The sequence below is a fragment of the Burkholderia sp. ABCPW 11 genome (genome assembly GCF_001523445.1).
Lineage (GTDB): Bacteria > Pseudomonadota > Gammaproteobacteria > Burkholderiales > Burkholderiaceae > Burkholderia.
Genome location: NZ_LOVM01000002.1, coordinates 196,365 through 215,891 on the forward strand (window position 1 = coordinate 196,365; position 19,527 = coordinate 215,891).

17 protein-coding genes are annotated in these 19,527 nt (G+C 67.3%); 6 read left to right on the forward strand and 11 right to left on the reverse strand.

The annotated features are described in order from the left end of the window. Positions 1-39: 39 nt before the first annotated feature. Together WS61_RS01605 and WS61_RS01610 are read right to left on the reverse strand one after the other, a co-directional pair. A complete protein-coding gene (locus WS61_RS01605) occupies positions 40-282 on the reverse strand; it encodes an MbtH family NRPS accessory protein (RefSeq protein WP_006476052.1) in 243 nt (80 codons plus the stop codon). An 85-nt stretch (positions 283-367) separates the two neighbouring features. Continuing rightward, positions 368-1,036, reverse strand: a complete 669-nt coding sequence (locus tag WS61_RS01610) for an RNA polymerase factor sigma-70 (RefSeq protein ID WP_059498951.1) — start codon at positions 1,034-1,036, stop codon at positions 368-370. Between the two features lie 293 nt (positions 1,037-1,329). Between WS61_RS01610 and WS61_RS01615 the strand changes: the two genes are divergently transcribed. Beyond that, positions 1,330-1,575, forward strand: coding sequence for a hypothetical protein (locus WS61_RS01615; protein WP_059498952.1), 246 nt, complete (start codon positions 1,330-1,332; stop codon positions 1,573-1,575). 46 nt (positions 1,576-1,621) lie between these two features. After that, complete coding sequence (locus WS61_RS35130; RefSeq protein ID WP_014897078.1) at positions 1,622-1,759, forward strand: HHHH-motif protein; 138 nt, start codon at positions 1,622-1,624, stop codon at positions 1,757-1,759. A 75-nt stretch (positions 1,760-1,834) separates the two neighbouring features. On the opposite strand, the gene WS61_RS01620 is transcribed toward WS61_RS35130, so the two are convergent. Then, positions 1,835-3,214, reverse strand: coding sequence for an ATP-binding protein (locus WS61_RS01620; RefSeq protein ID WP_059498953.1), 1,380 nt, complete (start codon positions 3,212-3,214; stop codon positions 1,835-1,837). Continuing rightward, positions 3,211-3,876, reverse strand: a complete 666-nt coding sequence (locus WS61_RS01625; RefSeq protein WP_059498954.1) for a response regulator transcription factor — start codon at positions 3,874-3,876, stop codon at positions 3,211-3,213. The genes WS61_RS01620 and WS61_RS01625 overlap by 4 nt, the downstream gene beginning before the upstream one ends. A gap of 284 nt (positions 3,877-4,160) precedes the next feature. Between WS61_RS01625 and WS61_RS01630 the strand changes: the two genes are divergently transcribed. Further along, entirely contained in the window at positions 4,161-4,688 is a 528-nt protein-coding gene (locus WS61_RS01630; protein WP_059499092.1) for a DedA family protein, read from the forward strand. A gap of 42 nt (positions 4,689-4,730) precedes the next feature. Beyond that, entirely contained in the window at positions 4,731-5,375 is a 645-nt protein-coding gene (locus tag WS61_RS01635; RefSeq protein WP_157692663.1) for a class I SAM-dependent methyltransferase, read from the forward strand. Between the two features lie 110 nt (positions 5,376-5,485). Here WS61_RS01635 and WS61_RS01640 read toward each other — a convergent pair whose 3' ends face one another. The 7 genes from WS61_RS01640 to WS61_RS01670 form a co-directional block, all read right to left on the reverse strand. After that, positions 5,486-6,511, reverse strand: coding sequence for a fimbrial protein (locus tag WS61_RS01640; protein WP_059498955.1), 1,026 nt, complete (start codon positions 6,509-6,511; stop codon positions 5,486-5,488). Beyond that, on the reverse strand, positions 6,508-7,254 hold the full coding sequence (locus tag WS61_RS01645; RefSeq protein ID WP_059498956.1) for a molecular chaperone: 747 nt from the start codon (positions 7,252-7,254) through the stop codon (positions 6,508-6,510). Before WS61_RS01645 ends, WS61_RS01640 begins: the two co-directional genes overlap by 4 nt. Before the next feature lie 15 nt (positions 7,255-7,269). Continuing rightward, positions 7,270-9,723: a fimbria/pilus outer membrane usher protein gene (locus WS61_RS01650; protein WP_059498957.1), complete on the reverse strand. Its 2,454-nt coding sequence runs from the start codon at positions 9,721-9,723 to the stop codon at positions 7,270-7,272. Between the two features lie 122 nt (positions 9,724-9,845). After that, complete coding sequence (locus WS61_RS01655) at positions 9,846-10,358, reverse strand: fimbrial protein (protein WP_059498958.1); 513 nt, start codon at positions 10,356-10,358, stop codon at positions 9,846-9,848. Positions 10,359-11,208: 850 nt separating this feature from the next. Next, a complete protein-coding gene (locus tag WS61_RS01660; protein WP_059499093.1) occupies positions 11,209-12,669 on the reverse strand; it encodes an efflux transporter outer membrane subunit in 1,461 nt (486 codons plus the stop codon). After that, positions 12,669-15,809 carry a multidrug efflux RND transporter permease subunit gene (locus WS61_RS01665; RefSeq protein ID WP_059498959.1) on the reverse strand — a complete coding sequence of 1,047 codons (3,141 nt, stop codon included), beginning with the start codon at positions 15,807-15,809 and terminating at the stop codon, positions 12,669-12,671. The genes WS61_RS01660 and WS61_RS01665 overlap by 1 nt, the downstream gene beginning before the upstream one ends. Positions 15,810-15,824: 15 nt before the next feature. Beyond that, entirely contained in the window at positions 15,825-17,024 is a 1,200-nt protein-coding gene (locus tag WS61_RS01670) for a MexX/AxyX family multidrug efflux RND transporter periplasmic adaptor subunit (RefSeq protein ID WP_059498960.1), read from the reverse strand. Positions 17,025-17,175: 151 nt separating this feature from the next. Between WS61_RS01670 and WS61_RS01675 the strand changes: the two genes are divergently transcribed. Together WS61_RS01675 and WS61_RS01680 are read left to right on the forward strand one after the other, a co-directional pair. Continuing rightward, positions 17,176-17,838, forward strand: a complete 663-nt coding sequence (locus WS61_RS01675; protein ID WP_059498961.1) for a TetR family transcriptional regulator — start codon at positions 17,176-17,178, stop codon at positions 17,836-17,838. 321 nt (positions 17,839-18,159) lie between these two features. Further along, positions 18,160-19,425, forward strand: coding sequence for a M23 family metallopeptidase (locus WS61_RS01680; RefSeq protein WP_059498962.1), 1,266 nt, complete (start codon positions 18,160-18,162; stop codon positions 19,423-19,425). Positions 19,426-19,527 lie beyond the last annotated feature (102 nt).

Consider the following 19,527-nt stretch of genomic DNA (forward strand, 5'->3'; position numbering starts at 1 on the left):
TCCTCTTCAGGTGAGGCGCCGCACCCGCGGCGCAGCAGATCACGACGCGCGCGTCGCGCGCTCGCCGTCCATCGCACGGCGCAGGCTCGCCGGGCGCATGTCGGTCCAGACTGTCTCGATGTGCGCGAGACAGTCGGCCTTCGGGCCGCTCACGCCCACTTCGCGCCAGCCGGCCGGCACGGGCCGGAACGTCGGCCAGATCGAATACTGTTCTTCGTCGTTGATGACGACCGTATAGACGAGATCGTCGGTGTCGGCGGAAGGCGTCGGGGCTTGCGTCATGATCGGAAATCGCTGGGCGGTTGAAGGAGGCGAAGCGGCGGATTCGGCCGCTCCTGTCTGATAGACGGTTGGCCGGCGCGTTTTTTTACCGCCGCCGCGCGCGGCCGCCGAGGAACACCGGGCATGCGACGCCGCGATGGCACGCGTCGAGGCATTCCGCGCAATGGCGCTCCGCGTCGCGCACCATGAAATGCACGAGCGTCTGCGACACGTTCAGCGCGCGCGCCGCGGTCTGCAGCGTCTCCTCGCGCAGCCGCACCATCTCGAATGCCGCACGGCTGCGCGCCGGCAGGTCGTCGAGCGCGGCCCACACGCGCCGCAGCGTATCGCGCGTCATCAGCGCGGCTTCCGGCGTCGGCTCGGGCGACGGCACGTCGAAGCCGTCGTCCTCTTCCGTGTGATAGACGTTTTCCAGGCTCTGCCGGCGGCATGCGTCGATCGACGCATTGCGCACCATCCGCGTCACGTACGCGACCGGCTGGCGCACCGCGTCCTGGTTCGGGAATTCGACGAGCTTCACGAACACGTCGTGCACGACGTCCTCCGCGCGGCTCGCGCAACCGACGAAGCCGCGCGCGACGTTGACGAGCATCGCGCGATGGGCGATCAGCACGTCGAGCAGCGCGCCCTGCGCGCGGGGCTCGGACGCCCGGCGCGGACGCGGCGCGGCGCGTGGCGGCAGGTCCGGATAACTGCCGAGGAACGGGTTTGCCGCTGTCGCCGCCGGTCGGTCGAGCACTTCCGCCATGGCCATCGATCTGCTCCGTCAAATTCCGAGATAGCGCAATTTAACGTAAACGCAAATCATTCTCAATCCGATTACGAGATGACCCTTTGGGTCATCAGGATTTGTCTGAACAATTGGTGGAATCGTTGTTGGAGTGGACAGGTGTATATCTGCGCTGCGCAGACGGCTCGCACGCCGCGCACGCATGCTTTCACGTTCCTGACGAAACGCCTGCACGTGTCATCGGCGGTAGCAACTTCTTACTACGTGAAATTTTGGGGGCTCGTACGATCGACCTGCCGTTTCCAAGGGAGAGCAACATGAAATCCATCGTGTTATCCGCAGTCATGGTGGGCGCGCTGTCGAGCGTGATGCTCGCCGGGTGCGTCGCCTACCCTGGCCCTGCCGAAGTCACGATCGGCTGGCATGGCGATCGTTACTGGGACGGAAATCGCTACTGGGAGCGCCGCGACTGGGAAGCCCGGCATCCCGGCCCGCGTGACGACCGCGATCGCCGGGATGACCGCCGTGACGACCGTCGCGACGATCAGCGGCCGCAGTGGTGATGCCGCTGCGCACTCTTGACCCATCATTCAACGACAGGACCTCGACATGAAGACGCTACTCAAAACCCTCACCGCCGCCGCCGTTGCCGCCGCCGTGCTCGTGCCGGCCATCGCCGAAGCGCATCCGCACCGCGTGTGTCACTTCGAGCATCACCATCACAAGGTATGCCGCTGGGTGCGTTGAGCGTCGCGCAGCCGATGCGGAAAAGCGCCGCTTGCCGGCGCTTTTTTTCGTGGTCGACGCCACGCGGCGTCCACGCTAGCGCTGCCACCGCTCCGGCGCGAGCCAGATCGGAAACGACAGGATCACCGCGAGCCCGCGCCCGTCGATACCGGACGTCACGTCGACCGCCCCGCCGTGAGACTCGGCGATGCGCGCGACCAGAGACAGTCCGATACCGCTTCCCGGCTGCGCGGTGCCCGGCACCCGGTAGAAGCGTTCGAAGATTCGCTCGCGCTGATCGATCGGCACGCCCGGTCCGTCGTCCGCGATCCGCAACCCGACCCGCCCTGCATCCGCAACGCCATCGCACGTGATCTCGACCCGCCCGCCTTCACGGCCGTAACGCAGCGCGTTGTCGATCAGGTTGCGCACCGCGATCGCGACTTCGTCCAGGTCGCCCCACACGCATACCGGCTCGACCGCCACCCGCACCGTCTGCCCGCGTGCATGCGCGGCCGCGTCGAAGTCGCTCGCGATCAGCGCAACGAGCCGTGCCAGGTCGACCGGCCCATGCTGCTCCGCACGCGAGCCGGCATCCAGCCGCGCCAGCTCGAGCAATTGCGCCGACAGCCGCGCGCTGCGCTCGACGCCCGTTGCCAGCCGGCGCAGCGCCGCGTCCTTGTCCGTCGGATCGTCCGCCCGCAACGCCACTTCCGCCTGCGCCGACAATGCCGCCAGCGGAATGCGCAATTCGTGCGCCGCATCGCCGATGAAACGGCGCTCGGTATCGACGGCCTGACTCAGCCGCGCGAGCAGCCGATTGAACGATTCGACGAGCGGCCGGAGTTCGCGCGGCAGCATCGCCAACGGCAACGGCGAAAAATCGAACGCGGCCTTGTGCTGGATCGCCCGCTGAACCTCGCGCACCGGCCCGAACGACCAGCGGATCCCCCACCAGATCGCCACGCCCAGCATCGCGAGCATCACCGCCGTATTGAACAGGCCGAGCTGCACCGCATTGCTGGCCTTCTCCTGCCAGGTCGTGGCCGGCCCGCCGGTCTGCACGTGAATCCGGCCGGCCGGATCCGCGAGCGAGTAAACCCGCCAGGTCTCGTCGTGCGCGAGACCGCGTCCGGCGCTCACGCCGTATCCGTCGCGCATGTCGGCCTTGAGCGCCGGCCCCGGCGCATCCGCGCTGTGCATGACGTTGCGGCCGTCGACCCAGATCTGGAACGCGACGTCGTATTTGCTGTACGCCGTTTTCGGCAACACTGCCTGTGTGCGCACTTCGGGCAGGCGATCGATCGTATCGGGCAACGACAACAGCAGCAGTTGCGCGGCGCCCTCGAGCAAGCCGTCGCGCCAGCCGCGCTGTTCGCGCCACAGGCCGATGCCGAGAAACGCGCCCCAGCCGGCCCAGAACACGACGACCATCGCCATCACGGTCGCGAGCAGGCGTACGCGCAGCGACCTCATGCCGTACCCTCCCCGATGCGATAGCCGAAGCCGTGCACCGTCACGATCAGCTCGTCGCCGAGCTTGCGCCGCAATTGATGGATGTACACCGCGATCGTGTTGCTTTCGATTGCGTCGTCGTTGCCGTACACGCGCTCCTCGAGCTGCGCCCGCGTGACGACTCGCCCTTGCCGCTCCATCAGCGCGAGCAGCGTCCGGTATTCGTGGATGCTCAACGCAACCGGTTCGCCGGCCCGCGTGACTTCCCGGCGCGCCGGATCGACGTGGACATCGCGGCAGACCAGCCGCTCCGACACACGGCCCTGGCTGCGGCGCGTCAGCGCGCGAAGCCGCGCATAAAGCTCGTCCAGCTGGAACGGCTTCACGAGATAGTCGTCGGCGCCGGCGTCCAGGCCGCGAATACGGTCGCTCAACTGATCGCGCGCGGTCACGATCAGCACCGGCGTCGCATCGTAGTTCGCACGCATCGCGGCCAGCAGCGTGAAACCGGACGCGCCCGGCAGTTGCAGGTCGAGCAGCACCGCGTCGTAGTCGTGCCCGACGAGCGCGAGCCGCGCCGTCGGCACGTCGGCCGACCAGTCCGCGTGCCAGCCGTTCTGCGCGAGGCCGGCCCGCACGGCGTCGGCCAGCATCGCATCGTCTTCCACCAGCAGGATATGCATCGATATCGCTCCTCGATTGGCGAGGTCGCCAGCCTGACGAACCGCGATTAAAAACTTCTTAAAGCCGAGGGGCCACGATGCGCATCGATCGCCGCATTGCCGGCGCAATGCATCCGGCGCTTTCCAGAGAGGCCCGCCATGACCGTGTTCCGTTCTTCGATTTCGTTGCTGCGATGCAAGACGGCGCGGCGCGCCACCTTCGCGCCGGGCCGGTGCGCGCCATTCTGGCATGGAAGGCCGCACGCGTCGTGCCCGTCGTGCCCGGGTCGCACGGGAGCCGCGCGATGAACCAGTTCGCCACGCTCGTCCCGTTCGGCCTCGCGCTGAGCCTGGCCAGCGCCAACGGCATCGTCTGCCTCGCCGGGCTGTCGCTGATCGAACGACTGATTCCCGTGCTGCCGTCGCACGTGCTGCTCGCGATGATCGGCGTCGCCGGTGCGCAAGGCGCGTGGACCTTGCCGGAAGCGATCGTCGTCACGGTGCTCGGCAGTTTCGCCGGCTGCCTCTTTCATTACGCGCTCGGCAATCTGTGGCCCGAAGACAGCGTGCTGACCCTGCTGCGCCGCCTCGCACCGCTGGGCCGGCTGCAGCCCGCCAGAATCGACGCGCTGATCGAAAGCATCCGCGCGCGGCCCACGCGGCTCGCCCTGTGGTCGCAATTGGCGCCGTTCGTCCGGCTCGTCGCGCCGGCGCTCGCCGGATTGCTGGAAACGAGCTTCACGCGTTTCGCGTCCGGCGCCGCGGCCGGCATTGCGCTGTGGAGCACGCTGTTCATCACGGCCGGCTATCTCGCCGCGCAAGCGGTCGCCTAGCCGCGCCTGTCATTGACCGATCGACCCTCCAGGAGCCTGTCGATGCGAATCCCCGAATGGATGCTGTTTCTGCGTAGCTGGTGGCACAACCCGCGCCGGGTCGGCGCACTCGCGCCGTCCGGTCCGGCGCTCGCCGCGTTGATCACCGCACAGGTACCGTGCGATGGCGCGTCCGTGATCGAACTCGGCGCCGGCACCGGCGTGTTCACGCGCGCGCTGCTCGCACGCGGCGTCGCGAGCGAGCGGCTGGTGTTGGTGGAAGCCGATCCCGCGTTCGCGAACGCGCTGCGGCATCAATTTCCGGCGTTGCGGGTGATGCAGATGGATGCGGCCGAGCTCGGGACGACGGGCGACTTCTTCGGCGGGCAGCGCGCGCACGCGATCGTGAGCGGGTTGCCGCTCGTCGCGATGCCGGTCGAACAAGCCGTCGCGATCGTGCAGTGCGCATTTGCGCGCCATCTGGCTGCCGGTGGCACGTTCCATCAGTTCACCTATGTGCCGCGCTGCCCGATTCCCGCGCGCTATCTGGAAGCCATGCGCGTTCGCGCCGTGCGGGTCGGGGTCGCGTGGATGAATTTTCCGCCGGCCTTCGTGTATCGGTTCGAACGGCTGGGTGAGGTGGTCGGCCGGCACCGTGCCGCTGCGAAGCCGTCGCTGGATGAGGTTGCGCGAGCAACGGCTTCGTAGGGTCGAGACACGGCCCGGCTGTTCGTACTGCCGGGCGCTGCCCCGGCGACGGGCCGCGCGTTCGCTCCGGTCGCACCGATCCCGGTCAATGGATCGATGCCGCCCAACACTCAATACAGGAAAATCCGGATCGTTGCGGCTGCATCGAAAGGCCCGATCTTCGGTGATCCGAACGACTTGAGCACCGCATCGAGCAACACGCTCTGATTCGCGACGTTGGCCGGAAACTGCGTGAGCGTGAACTGCTTGTTGAACTCGATCGCCTTGCCCTGGCTGTCCTCGAGGCCGATGCCGAAGTTGCTCTTGCTTTCAGGCACCAGCAAGCCGTTCTGCACGATGCCTTTCGTCGCTTCGAAGTAACCGTCGACGCGCACCGGGATGCTGCATTTCTTCGTCAGCGACAGCGAAAACCGCCGGCGCGGCACGGCCGGCAGGAAGCCGTTTCCGGACGTCTGCACCTGCCCGAAATTGACGATGCCCGGTTCGGGCGTCACGAGTACGTCGACGAAGCACGGCGTCGGCTTGAGGTTGCGCAGGCCGCTCAGACGGTACTGGAAGCTTGTGCCGAATGCATTCAGCCCGAACTCGCCGTCGAACTGGAACACCGTATAGATATCGCTCGGCGGCTGGACCCAGTTGCCCTTCTTGCGCACGACGACCTGATAGTCGATGCTGATGCGCGTCTGCTGGCAACGCCCGCGGCCGAAGTCGTACCTGCTGCACGGCGGCACCGAATATCCGGTAAACACCCCGCCGCCGCGATTGCTGGTTTTGTCGAAATAGTCGACGCCCTTGTAGCGGATGCCGATCTCGAGCCCCCACGCGGCAGGGTCCGTGCGATTCGGATTCGCGTAGAAGTAAATGTTGTCGACAACCTTCAGGCTGCCGTCGTCACCCAGATCCTTGTAGCAGTACCCCGACGTCGTGCGCACCGGCGACACCCAGATCACATAGCCGTCCGGCGCGTCGGTCGGATACGACGCAACACCGCCGATCGGCTCAGTCAACGACGTCGCGCCGCTGTTGGTCAGGCAGCGCAGCGCCCACGCAGGCTGCACGGCCGCGAGCAGCAGCGCGAGTACGACCCAGCGCAACCATGCCGTCGACGATTCCCGCTGACGCATTCCCCCGCTCATTTCTTCACGCTCTTGCACACACCGGCCTCGCACGCATACTCGACCGCCACCTGGCCGCCGTAATCGTCGATATGCGTGACGAACAGCGTCGACGGCGTCGCCGCCTTGAACGGCACGTCGGCCGTGCTCATCGGGCTCACCATCGTCGGCTCGATCGGCACCGGCGCTTTTTGCGCGCCCGCGCTCACGTCGACCACCGTCACGTGGTAAGGCGTCGGGTTGTCGAACACCAGCTTGTGCGCCGCCGCATCCACCCGCAGCGTCATCGGCAGCGTCCAGTCCTCGTCGCGCGCGGGCTGCACGGCCTTCGGCCGGTAGAACAGCTTCATCTGCGTATGCAGCGCGATCTGCAGCGTGTTCGGCGTGTCGGTCTTCGGCGGCACTTCGCGGATGTTCAGGTAGAACACCGTTTCGCGATCGGCCGGCAGTTGCGCACCGGGCAGCTTCGCGATCCGCAGCACGTTGCGCTCGTTCGCCTCGACCCGCTGCAGCGGCGGCACGACCATCAGCGGCGACGTGATCTTGTTGCCCTTCGTATCCTCGAGCCACGACTGCACGAGATACGGATACGTCGTGCTCTTGTTGGTGATCGTCACGATCGCGGCCTGCTCGCCTTCGTTGAAGATCACGCGTGTGCGGTCGGGCACGATCGCCGCCTGCGCGGCGCCGGCGAGCAGCGCGCCGACGGTTGCGAACGCGCACAGCGCGCGCCGCGGGAAAGAACGGGAAATGGAATGCTTCATCGCTGGATCCGTAAATCATCGTTCGGCCCGCGCGGCCGCTGCATGCGACTCGCCGGGCGGCTGGCACGTCACCGGAATCGGCGTGCCTTCGAGTTGGAGCTGGTTCGGCAGTGCGTCGATCGTGCAGAGCGTCCGTTCGCCCGCCCGCACCGCCAGCGTGGCTTTCGGCTGAACCTGGGTCAGGAACGCCGCGCCGCCTTCGCCCACGATGCCGAGTTCCTTGCCGTTCGCCGCGTCCTGCACCGACGCACCGAACGGCAGCGGCTTGCCGGCCGCGTCGGTCAGCGTCAGGTACAGGTTGCTGCCGCGCGCGGTGGAAAATTTCACGAAGCCGATCGCGCCGTCGGTCAGCACCATGCGCTGGATCGGGTTCGTCACCTGCACTTCGAGCGGCAGCTTCTCGACGTTGACCGTCGCGTCGTACACGTTGTACGGCGAGATGCCGTCGAGCACCGCGTAGCCGCGCGAGTCGGTATGCGTGAGCGTGCCGGACAGCGGCACGTCGGGCACGCCGTCGGTCGACACCAGCAGCCGCGTGTCGCCCGCATTGCCGTTCGCGTGCGCGGACACGCCGTACTGCGTCGCGACGAACGAGCCGTCGACTTCGAGCGACGCGGCCGCATACGCATTGGCGAGCGTCGACGCCTGCGCGGTGAGCTGGTACGCCGACGTGCGCTGGCGGAAGCTCGCGTTCGCCGACGCGCGGCCGTCCGTCGCGCCCGCATTGACCTGGTAGACGCGTCCGGCCGGGTCGTCGTAGATGTAGCCGGCGTTCGCGCTGGTGCTGCCGCTGCCCGTCGTCAGGTTCGACGTGACGGTGTGGTTGCCGCCGATCGGTAGCGTCGCGGTGACCGAGAACTGGTTGCCGCTCGCGCCCGCGCTCTGCGTGCGGAATGCCGACACGCTGACGTTCAGGTTGCGCAGCGTGCCGATCGAGAACGACCGCGTGAGCGTCAGGCCGACCCGCTGCTCGGACGCACGCGCCCAGTAGGTCGTCTGGTCGTACGAGAAATAGGTCGACGTATTGCCGAAGCGTTTCGACATCGTCGCCGAGTAGCGCTGCTTGCTGTTGGCGAGGCCGTACGACGTCGGATCGCCGGAGAATTGCGCGAAGTTGGTGTACTCGCGCTCGGAGAAACGGTAGCCGAAGAAGCGCACGTCGGCATCGAGCCCGTCGAAGTGTTTCGAATAGTTGATGCGATACGAGTTGCCGTTGCGTGTCGCGCCGTTCCACCACAGGCGCGCCCGCGCGTGCGTGACGTCGGCCGACACCGCGCCGAAGGCGCCGAAATCGCGGCCGACGCCGAGCGCGACCGACGTGTAGCCCGACGCCGCGATGAAGCCGCCATACGCGGTGATGTCGAACGGCAGGCCGTACGCGATTTCGCCGAAACCGAAGAACGGTGTGATGCCGGCGCCGCCGAACAGGCGCGGCTTGCCGACCGCGGCCTTGTAGCGCAACTGTCCGGTGCGCGCGAGGAACGGCACGGCGGCCGTCGTCACCTGGAAGCGCTGCACGCTGCCGTCCTCTTCCTCGACCGCGACGTCGAGCGTGCCCTGCACGCTCGTGTTGATGTTCTGCAGCGCGAACGCGCCTGGCGACACGCGCGTCACGTACAGCACGCGGCCGGCCTGCGACACGGTCACGGTCGCGTTGGTGCGCGCCACGCCCGAGATCAGCGGCGCATAGCCGCGCAGCGACGGCGGCAGCATGCGGTCGTCGCTGCGGATCGACGCGCCCGTCAGCGCGAACGTGTCGAAAATGTCCGAGCTCAGGTAGTCGTCGCCGAACGTCACCGTCGACTGGATCGACGGCAGCGCGCGAAATGCATAAAGCCGGCTGAAGCGGAACGTGCGGTCCGCGTACGCCGTGTTACCCACGTTCGATTGCGCCTGGTAGTCGCCGCGCAAGCGCCAGGCATCCCAGTTCGCGCCCACCGTCCCGTAGGCCTGGATCGAGTTCGTCTGCCCGCCGGCCGCACCGAAGTTGCGGTTCGTGTTCGCGATCACGCGATAGTCGAGCATCGCGCCGGGAATCCCTTCGGACCAGTGATCCGGCGGCAGGTAAGTCGAATCGGTGAATTCGAGCGCGGCCTGCGGAATCGTGATCTTGAGCCGCCCGTCGCTTTTCAGGTAACGCACGGTCGCCCCTTCGATCGCCGCCAGGTCGACGCAAGCGCCGCCCCGGAAGCGCGGCAGGTCCTTGACCAGCGACGGCTTCAGGCCGAACCGCGCGACGAGCTCCGGTCGCAGGCACGGCTTGCCCGCGCCCGTTGCATCGACGGTCACGAATTCGATCGGCTGCAGTCCGAGGTACAGGTCGTTGACCTGCACGTCGAGCATGTACTCGCCAGGCAACGTGAAGTCCGGCTGCGAGAACTGCGACAGGTCGACGTTGCTCGTTCCGTCGATGTCGAGGAACGACGAATTGAATTCCGTCGCATGGCTCTGGCTGCCGACGACCAGCACGGAGACGCAAAGGAAGGAATGTCTGATTCGCACGCGGCGCTACCGGGAGTCCAGGGAGAAGGAAAACGGGAGGAAAGACGAAGGAGGAAGGGACGCACGCCTCCCTCCTCCGGTACGGACGCTTACTGGTAGCGGACCGTGAAGTTCGCGACGCCGTCGGCGGTACCCGGCGTCACGCCGGCTGCCGTCGCTTCGTACATCGCCGCGAAGCGCGCGGTGTTCGTGCCGTTCTGCAGCAGCGTCGGTGCCTTCTGCTCGGCGCCGTTGTCGAGGTATTCGCCCGACGCGGACTGCAGGCGGATGCCGACGTTGGTTGCCGAACCGATCGTGGCAAGCAGCTTCGGCTGGCCGGCGCTCGACGTGCCCGTGAACGTGAAGTACGCGTTCTGCGCGATGCTGGTGTCGCAGTCGGTCAGCTTGATGTCGAACGACACCGGGTCCGACTTGTCGCCGGCTTGCTTGAACTTGTTGGTCGGCACCTTGCCGAGCTGCACGGTCTGGTTGACCGAGTTCGAATCGATGCCGCATGCGCCCGCGACGATCTCGCCCGTGAAGTTGATCGTGCCGGTGCCCGCCGCGAAGGCCGAGGTGGACAGGGCCGCGAGTGCGACAGCGGTCAGGAGAGATTTTTTCATGACGTTTCCCGTAAGGAGTGCAAATGGAATGGACGACGTGGCGGACACAAACGGTAGCGTGTGGTGGCTCCCGTCCGACACGAGGCCGCATTATCGAGATAACCGTGAAAGATTTCTGTAAATCATTGTCAAATACATCTGACAATGTTTTATTTATTCCTCTGGAACCTCATTCTTTCCTTTCGATTTCCAATTCCGGATCTTTAATCCGCAGTCCTTTTTTATTTTCCGGAACCGATTGAAGATTAAGGGAATTTTTTGCCGGTAATCGGCTTGGCCGTGCCCCTCGCCGATGGGGCCGGCTTGCACGCTGCCTCCACTCAAAGGACAAAACATTGTCCAGTGCCGCCATCGTTGCCCGATCGCAACACGAATATCGAGTCATTTTCAACTGACAGGAAATTAAAGACGGCATTTCATCAATATGGATTTATCGCGCAAACGATTGCGAAAAGCATACAAACGTTTTACTGCGACACTTTGCCGCCGCCATTGATTCCAATGCATCGATTAATTCGATCGTCAATTACCGATCGGGAATCGACAGCATGCGCGGCTGCCGGAACACGCCTGGCATGCCGGATCGGATGAGATGAGAAACGAAGAGACGCGGCACATGTTTACGCCGGCGGGCGACACGATTGGTCCACGGATGCGGACGCCGCCCCTGCGCGCGGCCGAAAGATGAGAACGATGCGCGGGCCGGCGAAAGGAAGCGCCGATGACGAAAGGCGGTACGACGGGCGGTACGGCGAACAGCACGCCCTGTCGAAGCGGCGGCCGTACGTCGAATCGTACGGTCGCCGTCATGTCGCCCGACACGCTGCGGTATCGGGCGACGAATCGCCCATCACGCGGAAGCCGCGGCCTCCGCCGATGCAAGCGCCCAGCCGCCGCCGAGCGCGCGATACAGCGCGATCGCATTTGCGAGCCTGAGCTGCCTGAGCCGAATCAGCTCCTGCCCCGACTCGTACGTGCTGCGCTGCGCGTCGAGCAGTTCGAGATAAGTCGCGACGCCGCCCGCATAACGACGCTCCGCGAGCTTCAGCCGCGCGCCGTCCGCCGCATACACGTCCTGCTGCGCGGCAAGCTGCCGGTCGATCCAGTCGCGCGCGGCGAACGCATCGGCCACTTCGCGAAACGCGGTCTGCACGGCCTTCTCGTATTCGGCGACCGCGATGTCCTTGCGCGCGTTCGCGACGTCGAGGTTTGCGCGATTGCGCCCGCCCGCGAAGATCGGCAGCGTGATGCGCGGCGCGAAGGTCCACACGCTCGTGCCGGCCGCGAACAGATTCGAGAACGCGTCGCTCACGGAGCCGTAGTCGGTCGTCAGCGCGATGCGCGGGAAGAACGCCGCGCGCGCCGCGCCGATGTTCGCGTTCGCGGCCTTCAGCCGTGCCTCGGCCTGCCGGATGTCCGGCCGCCGTTCGAGCAATTCGCTCGGCGCGCCCGGCGCCACGGGCGCGATCGACAGCGTGTCGAGCGCGGTCGCGTCGGCAGGCACGTTGCGCGCGAAATCGCCCGCCAGCAGTTGCAGCGCCCGTACGGCCTGCGCATGCTCGCGCTGCAGCGCGGCCTGCGACGCGCGCGCGGATGCGACCAGCATCTCGGCCGAGCGCAGCTCGATCGCGTCGCTCGTGCCGGCGGCATAGCGGCGTTGCGTGAGCGCGGCCATCCGCTCGCGCGCATCGAGCGTGCGCTGCGCCAGCGCACGCTGCTCGTGCAGCGCACGCTCCGATACGTACGCACCCGCCACTTCGGCGATCACGCCGATGCGGACCGTGCGCTGCGCGTCGGCCGTCGCGAAGTATTCGGCGAGCGCCGCATCGGACAGGTTGCGCACGCGGCCGAACAGGTCGAGCTCGTACGCGCTGACGCCGACGCCCGCACGATACAGCCCGCTGATCGCGCTTTCGCGCACGACCGGATCGTACTGGCGCGCGCGTTCATAACCGAGCTGCGCATCGACCGACGGCATCCGGTCCGCACGCTGCACGCCGTACAACGCGCGCGCTTCCTCGAGCCGGCCGGCCGCGATCCGCAGGTCGCGGTTGTTCGCGAGCGCCGCATCGATCCACGCCTGCAGCGCCGGATCGGTGAAATACGCATGCCAGTCGTCGAGCAACGCGGCATCCTGCGCCGCGGCCGGGTCGGCCGCCGGCGCGGTACTGCCGTCGACCGGCGCATAGCTTGTCGGCACCGGCGCCACCGGGCGCTCGTAACGCGGCGCGAGCGAGCAGCCGGCGAGCGCGAGTGCAGCGGCCAGCGCGGCCGGAACCCGCCGCGCCGCGCGCGCGTTCAGCGCAAACATCATGGTTGCGAACCCTCCATCGTCGCCGGCCGCGACCCGCCGCGCCGGCGCGGGCCGACGTCGAACAGGCGGCCGACGATCACGAAAAACAGCGGGACGAGAAACACCGCGAGCACGGTCGCCGTGATCACGCCGCCCAGCACACCCGTGCCGATCGCCATCTGCGCGCCGGACGCGGCGCCCGATGCGAACGCGAGCGGCAGTACGCCGACGCCGAATGCGAGCGACGTCATCACGATCGGCCGCAGCCGCAGGCGCGCGGCCTCGAGCGCCGCGTCGACGAGCGACATGCGCTGCGCCACGAGATCCTTCGCGACTTCGACGATCAGGATCGCGTTCTTCGCGGACAGCCCGATCGTCGCGATCAGCCCCACCTTGAAATAGATGTCGTTCGGCATCGCCCGCAGCGTCACGCCGAGCACCGCGCCGATCACGCCGAGCGGGACGACCAGCATCACCGCGAACGGAATCGACCAGCTCTCGTAGAGCGCCGCGAGCGCGAGGAACACGACGAGCACCGACAGCGCGAACAACATCGGCGCCTGCGCGCCCGACAGCCGCTCCTCGAACGACTGCCCCGACCACGCATGGCCGATGCCGGCCGGCAACGTCGCGGCGATCCGCTCGATCGCGCTCATCGCCTCGCCGCTGCTGTGGCCTGCCGCGGCCGAGCCGTTGATCGTGAACGACGGATAGCCGTTGTAGCGCGTGAGCTGCGGCGGCCCGAGCGTCCAGTGCAGCGTCGCGAACGCCGCGAGCGGCACCATCTCGCCGCGCGCGTTGCGCACGCGCAGCTTCCTCACGTCGTCCGGATCGAGCCGGTGCAGCCCGTCGGCCTGCACCATCACGCGCCGCACCTGCGTGCCGTGCATGAAGTCGCCGATATAGTCGGAGCCGAACATCACCGCGAGCGTCGTGTTGATCTCGTCCATCGACACGCCGAGCGCGGACGCCTTCGCGCGATCGATGTCGAGCTTCAGTTGCGGCGCGTCCTGCGTGCCCGCGAACATCAGGTCGGTCAGCGCCGGATCCTTGTGCCCCGCCGCGAGCAGTTGCTCGCGTGCCGCGCTGAACGCCGCGTAGTCGAGCCCGCCGCGATTCTGCAGCCGGAAGTCGAAGCCGCTCGACGAACCGAGATCGGGCAGCGCCGGCGAATTCATCGCGAACACCGTCGTGTTCGGCGTGCCCGCGAAGCGCTCGTTGATGCGTGCGACGATCGACTGCACGTGATCGCGTGCGGCCTTGCGTTCCTTCCAGTTCTTCAGCGTGACGAAGATCATCCCGCCGTTCGGCCCTTCGCCGTACAGGTTGAAGCCGCCGAGCGCATACGTATAGGCGGTCGGCTCGTCGCGGCGGATGCTCGACTCGACCTCGCGCACGCTCTGCATCGTTTCCGCGAGCGGCGTGCCTTGCGGGCGAATCACCATCACCATGAAGTTGCCCTGGTCCTCGTCCGGCAGGAACGCGGTCGGCAACTGCGTGAGCATCAGCGCGGCCGCCGCGGTCAGCGCGCCGTACACGACGAGCCAGCGCAGCGGCTTCTTCAGCATCGTGCCGACCCGCGTCGCGTAGCGCTGTGTCGCGCGCGCGACGAAGCGGTTGAACCAGCCGAAGAAGCCGCGCTTCTCGTGATGGTCGCCGGACACCGGCTTGAGCAGCGTCGCGCACAGCGCGGGCGTCAACGACAGCGCGAGGAAGGCCGAGAAGCCGATCGATACCGCGAGCGACAGCGCGAACTGCCGATAGATGTTGCCCACCGCGCCGCCGAAGAACGCCATCGGCACGAACACCGACGTCAGCACCACGGTGATCCCGACGATCGCGCCGCTGATCTGCCGCATTGCCTTGACGGTCGCGTCGTAGGGCTGGAGCCCTTCCTCGACCATCAGCCGCTCGACGTTCTCGACGACGACGATCGCGTCGTCGACGAGGATGCCGATCGCGAGCACCATCCCGAACATCGTCAGCACGTTGATCGAGAAGCCGGCCGCATACATCACGCCGAACGTGCCCGCGAGCGCGACCGGCACGACGAGTGTCGGGATCAGCGTCGCGCGCAGGTTCTGCATGAACAGGAACATCACGAGGAACACCAGCACGCCGGCCTCGATCAGCGTCGTGACGACCTTGTTCATCGACACGCGCACGAACGACGACGTCTCGTACGGGATCTGGTATTTCACGCCCGGCGGGAAGTATGCGGACAGCTCGTCCATCGTCGCGCGCACGCGCTTCTCGGTGGACACCGCGTTCGAGCCCGGCGCGAGCTTGATGCCCATCCCGGTCGCTACCTTGCCGTTCACGTACGACGGATAGTTGTAGTCGTTGCCGCCGAATTCGACGCGTGCGACGTCGCGCAGGAACAGCGCGGAGCCGTCCGCCCGCGCGCGCAACGCGATCGCGCCGAAATCGGCCGGCGTCTTCAGCGGCGCGTCCGCGAACACGGTCGCCGCGATCGGCGCGCTGTCCGGCACCGCGCTGCGGCCGATGTCGCCGATCGTCACGCGCGCATTGTGCGCCCGCACGGCCGACGCGATGTCCGACGCGGTGAGGCCGTGCCCGGCCATCTTCACCGGGTCGGGCCAGATCCGCATCGCATATTCGGCGCCCCAGAACTGCACCTTGCCGACACCCTCGACGCGGCGCAGCGCCTGCACCACGTTCGCGGACGCGTATTCGCCGAGTTGCACGGCATTCATCCGGCCGTCGTCGGACGTCAGCGACACGACGAGCTGGATGTTGTCGGCCGCCTTCTCGACCTGGATGCCGTCGCGGCGCACGGGCTCGGGCAGGCGCGCATCGACCGTCTTCAGCCGGTTCTGCACTTCGACGGCCGCGAGATCGGCGTTCACGCCCTGCTTGAACGTCAGGTACAGCGACGCCGCTCCGGCGCTGCTCGTCGCGGACGTATACAGCAACCCCGGCGCCCCGTTCATCTCGCGCTCGATCAGCGCGGTCACCGATTCCTCGACGACCTGCGCCGACGCGCCCGGGTACGTCGCATAGATGCTGACGACGGGCGGCGCGATGTCCGGATACTGCGCGACGGGCAGCGCGCGGATCGCGAACAGGCCGCCCAGCATGATGAAGATGGCGATCACCCATGCGAAGACGGGGCGATCGATGAAGAAACGTGCCATGTTGGTTTGAACCGGTCAGGTTTGACGGGCGGCCGGCGAAGCGGCCGCTGCCGGCGCCGCCTTCGACGGCGGCGCCTTCTCGACGGGCTTGACAACCGTATCGGGCGCGAACTGCGCGGCGTCGTCGACGATCACGCGCTCGCCACCCGCGAGGCCGCGCGTGATGCGCCAGTCGTGGCCGCTCATCTGGTCGGCCGTGACTTCGACGTCCTTGACCTTGCCGTTCGCGCCGACCACGCGCACCGACGTCCGGTCGGTCGTGCGCAGCAGCGCGTCGCGCGGCACGAGGATCGCCCGCTGGTCGACCGCCGTGTCGAGCGAGATTCGCACATACGCGCCGGGCAGCAGCTCGCGCTCCGGATTCGGAAACAGCGCGCGCATCGCGACGGTGTCGGTGGTCGGATCGACCGCGAGATCGCTGAACAGCAACTTGCCCTTCAGCGGATACGTAGTGCCGTCGGCGCGCAGCAGCGTCACCGCGACGTCGTGCTGCGCGATGCCCGTCGCGCGCCCGCTCTCCACCGCGCGACGCAATGCGTCGACATCGGCGGCCGGCTGCGAGAAGTTCACGTAGATCGGATCGAGCTGCTCGACGGTCGTGAGCGGCGTCGCCTGGTCCTGGCCGACGAGCGCGCCCTCGGTCACGAGCGCGCGCCGTGCGCGGCCCGCGATCGGCGCGGTGACGGTCGCGTAGTCGAGCTGCAGTTGAGCCCGCGCGAGTTCGGCCTTCGCGGATACGACCTCGGCCTTCGCCTGCGTGTCGGCCGCGACGGCCTCGGTGTGGTCACGCTCGCTCACCGCGCGATCGCGCACGAGATCGTCGTAACGGCGACGCTTGTCGGTCGCCGCGAGCGCGGCGGCCTGCGCCTTCGCGAGCGCGCCCTGCGCGGCATCGCGTGCGGCCTTCAGTGGTGCGGGATCGATGCGGAACAGCACCGCGCCCTGCTTCACTTCCTGGCCTTCCTCGTAGGTACGTGCGGTGACGATGCCCGCGACCCGCGCGCGGACCTCCGCCTGCCGGTATGCGTCGAGCCGGCCCGGCAGTTCGACGGTCATTGGCACGGCCGTCGGGCGTACCGTCACGACGGTGGCCTGCTTCGCGGTCTCCGGCGCGGCGTCCTTGTCGCCCTTTCCGCATCCGGCCACGGCCAGCAAGGCTGCGAGCGCGAACGGCGCCAGCCGCATGCGGCGCCACAGGGTGCGTTTGTTATTCATGTTCTGACCTCGGATCACTCGCCGCCGATACAATGCGGCGGCTCAGGGTGGCCGATTATAATCAGTCACGACTGATTAAATACAGGCGACTTCAATCTGGCCCGCACATTGTCTCAATAAAACGACAGCGAACTGTAAGGAATTTCACGACATGGCCCGCAAGACCCGGGAAGAATCGCTCGCCATCAAGCACCGTATCCTCGACGCCGCCGAACTCGTGCTGCTCGAGCGCGGCGTCGCGCAAACCGCGATGGCGGACCTCGCCGAGGCCGCCGGGATGTCGCGGGGCGCTGTGTACGGCCACTACCGCAACAAGATGGAAGTGTGTCTGGCGATGTGCGACCGCGCGTTCGCGCGCACCTCGGAAGGTTTCGACGCGGGCGACGGCCTGCCGCCGTTCGCGACGCTGCGGCGCGCCGCGTCGCACTACCTGCAGGAATGCGGCGAGCCGGGCCCCATGCAGCGCGTGCTGGTGATTCTCTATACGAAGTGCGAGCAGAGCGAGGAAAACGGTGCGCTGCAACGGCGGCGCATGCTGCTCGAGTTGCAGATGCTGCGCATTACCAAGGCGCTGCTGCGTCGCGCGATCGCCGCCGGCGAAGTCGCCGCCGATCTCGACGTGCATCTGGCCGCCGTCTATCTCGTGTCGCTGCTCGAAGGCGTGTTCGCGTCGATGATCTGGACCAACCGGCTGCGCGGCAATCTGTGGAACGACGCCGAGGCGATGCTCGACGCCGGTTTCGACGCCGTCCGCACCTCCGCCGCCCTCCGCCGACGCGCGCAAAAATTGCCTGACCGGCCAAAATCGTCGTAACAAATGCTGATTTAACCCGATTTACCGCAGTGCGAAACGAATGAGCTGACCCCCTTTAAAATTTTTAACGTTTCGCGGAACATCGGTAGACTGACGCTGTCATTTTTCTTTAGCGTCTGCGTGATACCGGGTTCGACCCGGTATGCACGCCGCCGTTCGAAGCGGGCCCGCCCCGCGCGTTGGGTCGAACGGAAACGACACAGGCCCCTGGCGGGGCCTGTTTTGTTGCACGCCCGCCGCCCGCCCCGTCGCCTTTCGACGATGTGCCGCCGGTGGCCCCCGCCCACACCCCTTTGAACCGCTTTCCTGGATGTGGACACTTTGGTCAAGTCCGTCGTAACCCCTGATGCCGTCGCGCCCGGCCGCGCGCAGCGCGCCGTGCGCGCGCTCGTGCCGGCCGCCGTGCTCGGCGCCCTCGCCGCATTCGGCCTCGCCGCCGCGCTGCCGGCGGTGTCGCAACTGCCGGGCGCCGTCGACTCGGGCACGGCCGCGCTGCCGCAGCGCGTGCTGTCCGATACGCCGTTTCCCACCGCGCAGCATTTCGTGACGAGCGAGCTCGCCCGCACGATCGGCGAGCGCAACGAACACGTCGAGCGCAACGATCGCAGCCTGCAGCCGGGCCTGTTCGCGCCGCTCAGCGCGCATCGCAACGACATGCTCGGCTATGCGAGCCTGTTCCAGTTCGCGTCGCCCGAACAGCAGCACGGGATGCGCGCGGGCGACATCGAGCTCACGCTGTCCGATACGCTGAACCGTCTCGACGTGCCGCCCGAAGTGCGCATCCAGCTCGGCGATCTCGTCACCGGCAAGGTCGCGATGCGCGCGAGTGCGCAGCGCGGCGACTATTACCGCATCGCGTTCGACACGAACGACGGTACGCCGCGCGTCACCGCGCTCGAGCTGCGCGTCGCCGGCCGCACGTTCGGCGCGATCTGGTTCCGCGCGCCCGGCGCCGAGCACGGCGCGTACTACACGCTCGACGGTTCGCCGCTCGAAGCTGCCGCGTTCACGATGCCGGTCAAGTGGACGCGCATCAGCTCGTTCTTCGGCGAGCGCATCCATCCGCTGTCGCAGGCGATGGCGTTCCATACGGGTGTCGATCTCGCCGCGCCCAGCGGCACGCCGGTCGATGCGGCCGCCGACGGCGTCGTGTCGTTCGTCGGCACCGATCCGGGCGGCTACGGCCGCTATGTGATCGTCGATCATGCGGACGGCTATTCGACCTACTACGCGCACCTGTCCGCGTTCGCGCGCGGGCTGAAGGTCGGCGAAACCGTGAAGCAAGGCCAGCGCATCGGCTCGGTCGGGATGACGGGCGCCGCAACGGGCCCGCACCTGCATTTCGAGGTGCGAGTCGCGAACGATCCGGTCGATCCGCTCGTCACGCTCGCGAGCGCGCAGACGGCGCTGTCCGACATGCAGCTCACCGCGTTCCGTCAGGAAGCCGCGCAATGGCGCTTGCGCCTCGCGTCGATCAGTACGACGCCGTTCGCGTTCACGCAGAACGACGGGCCGCTGTGGGGCGATTTCGCGACCGGTTCGTCGACGCTGCGCGCGGTGTTCGATACGCATTACAGCGCGTCCTGACGCGCGAACGCCGGCAATCACGCCAAGAATCGCACCGCGGCCACAGCAGCATGCTCACGCCCGTCGCCGCTCGACCAGCGGCGACGCGGCCCCCATCTTCAT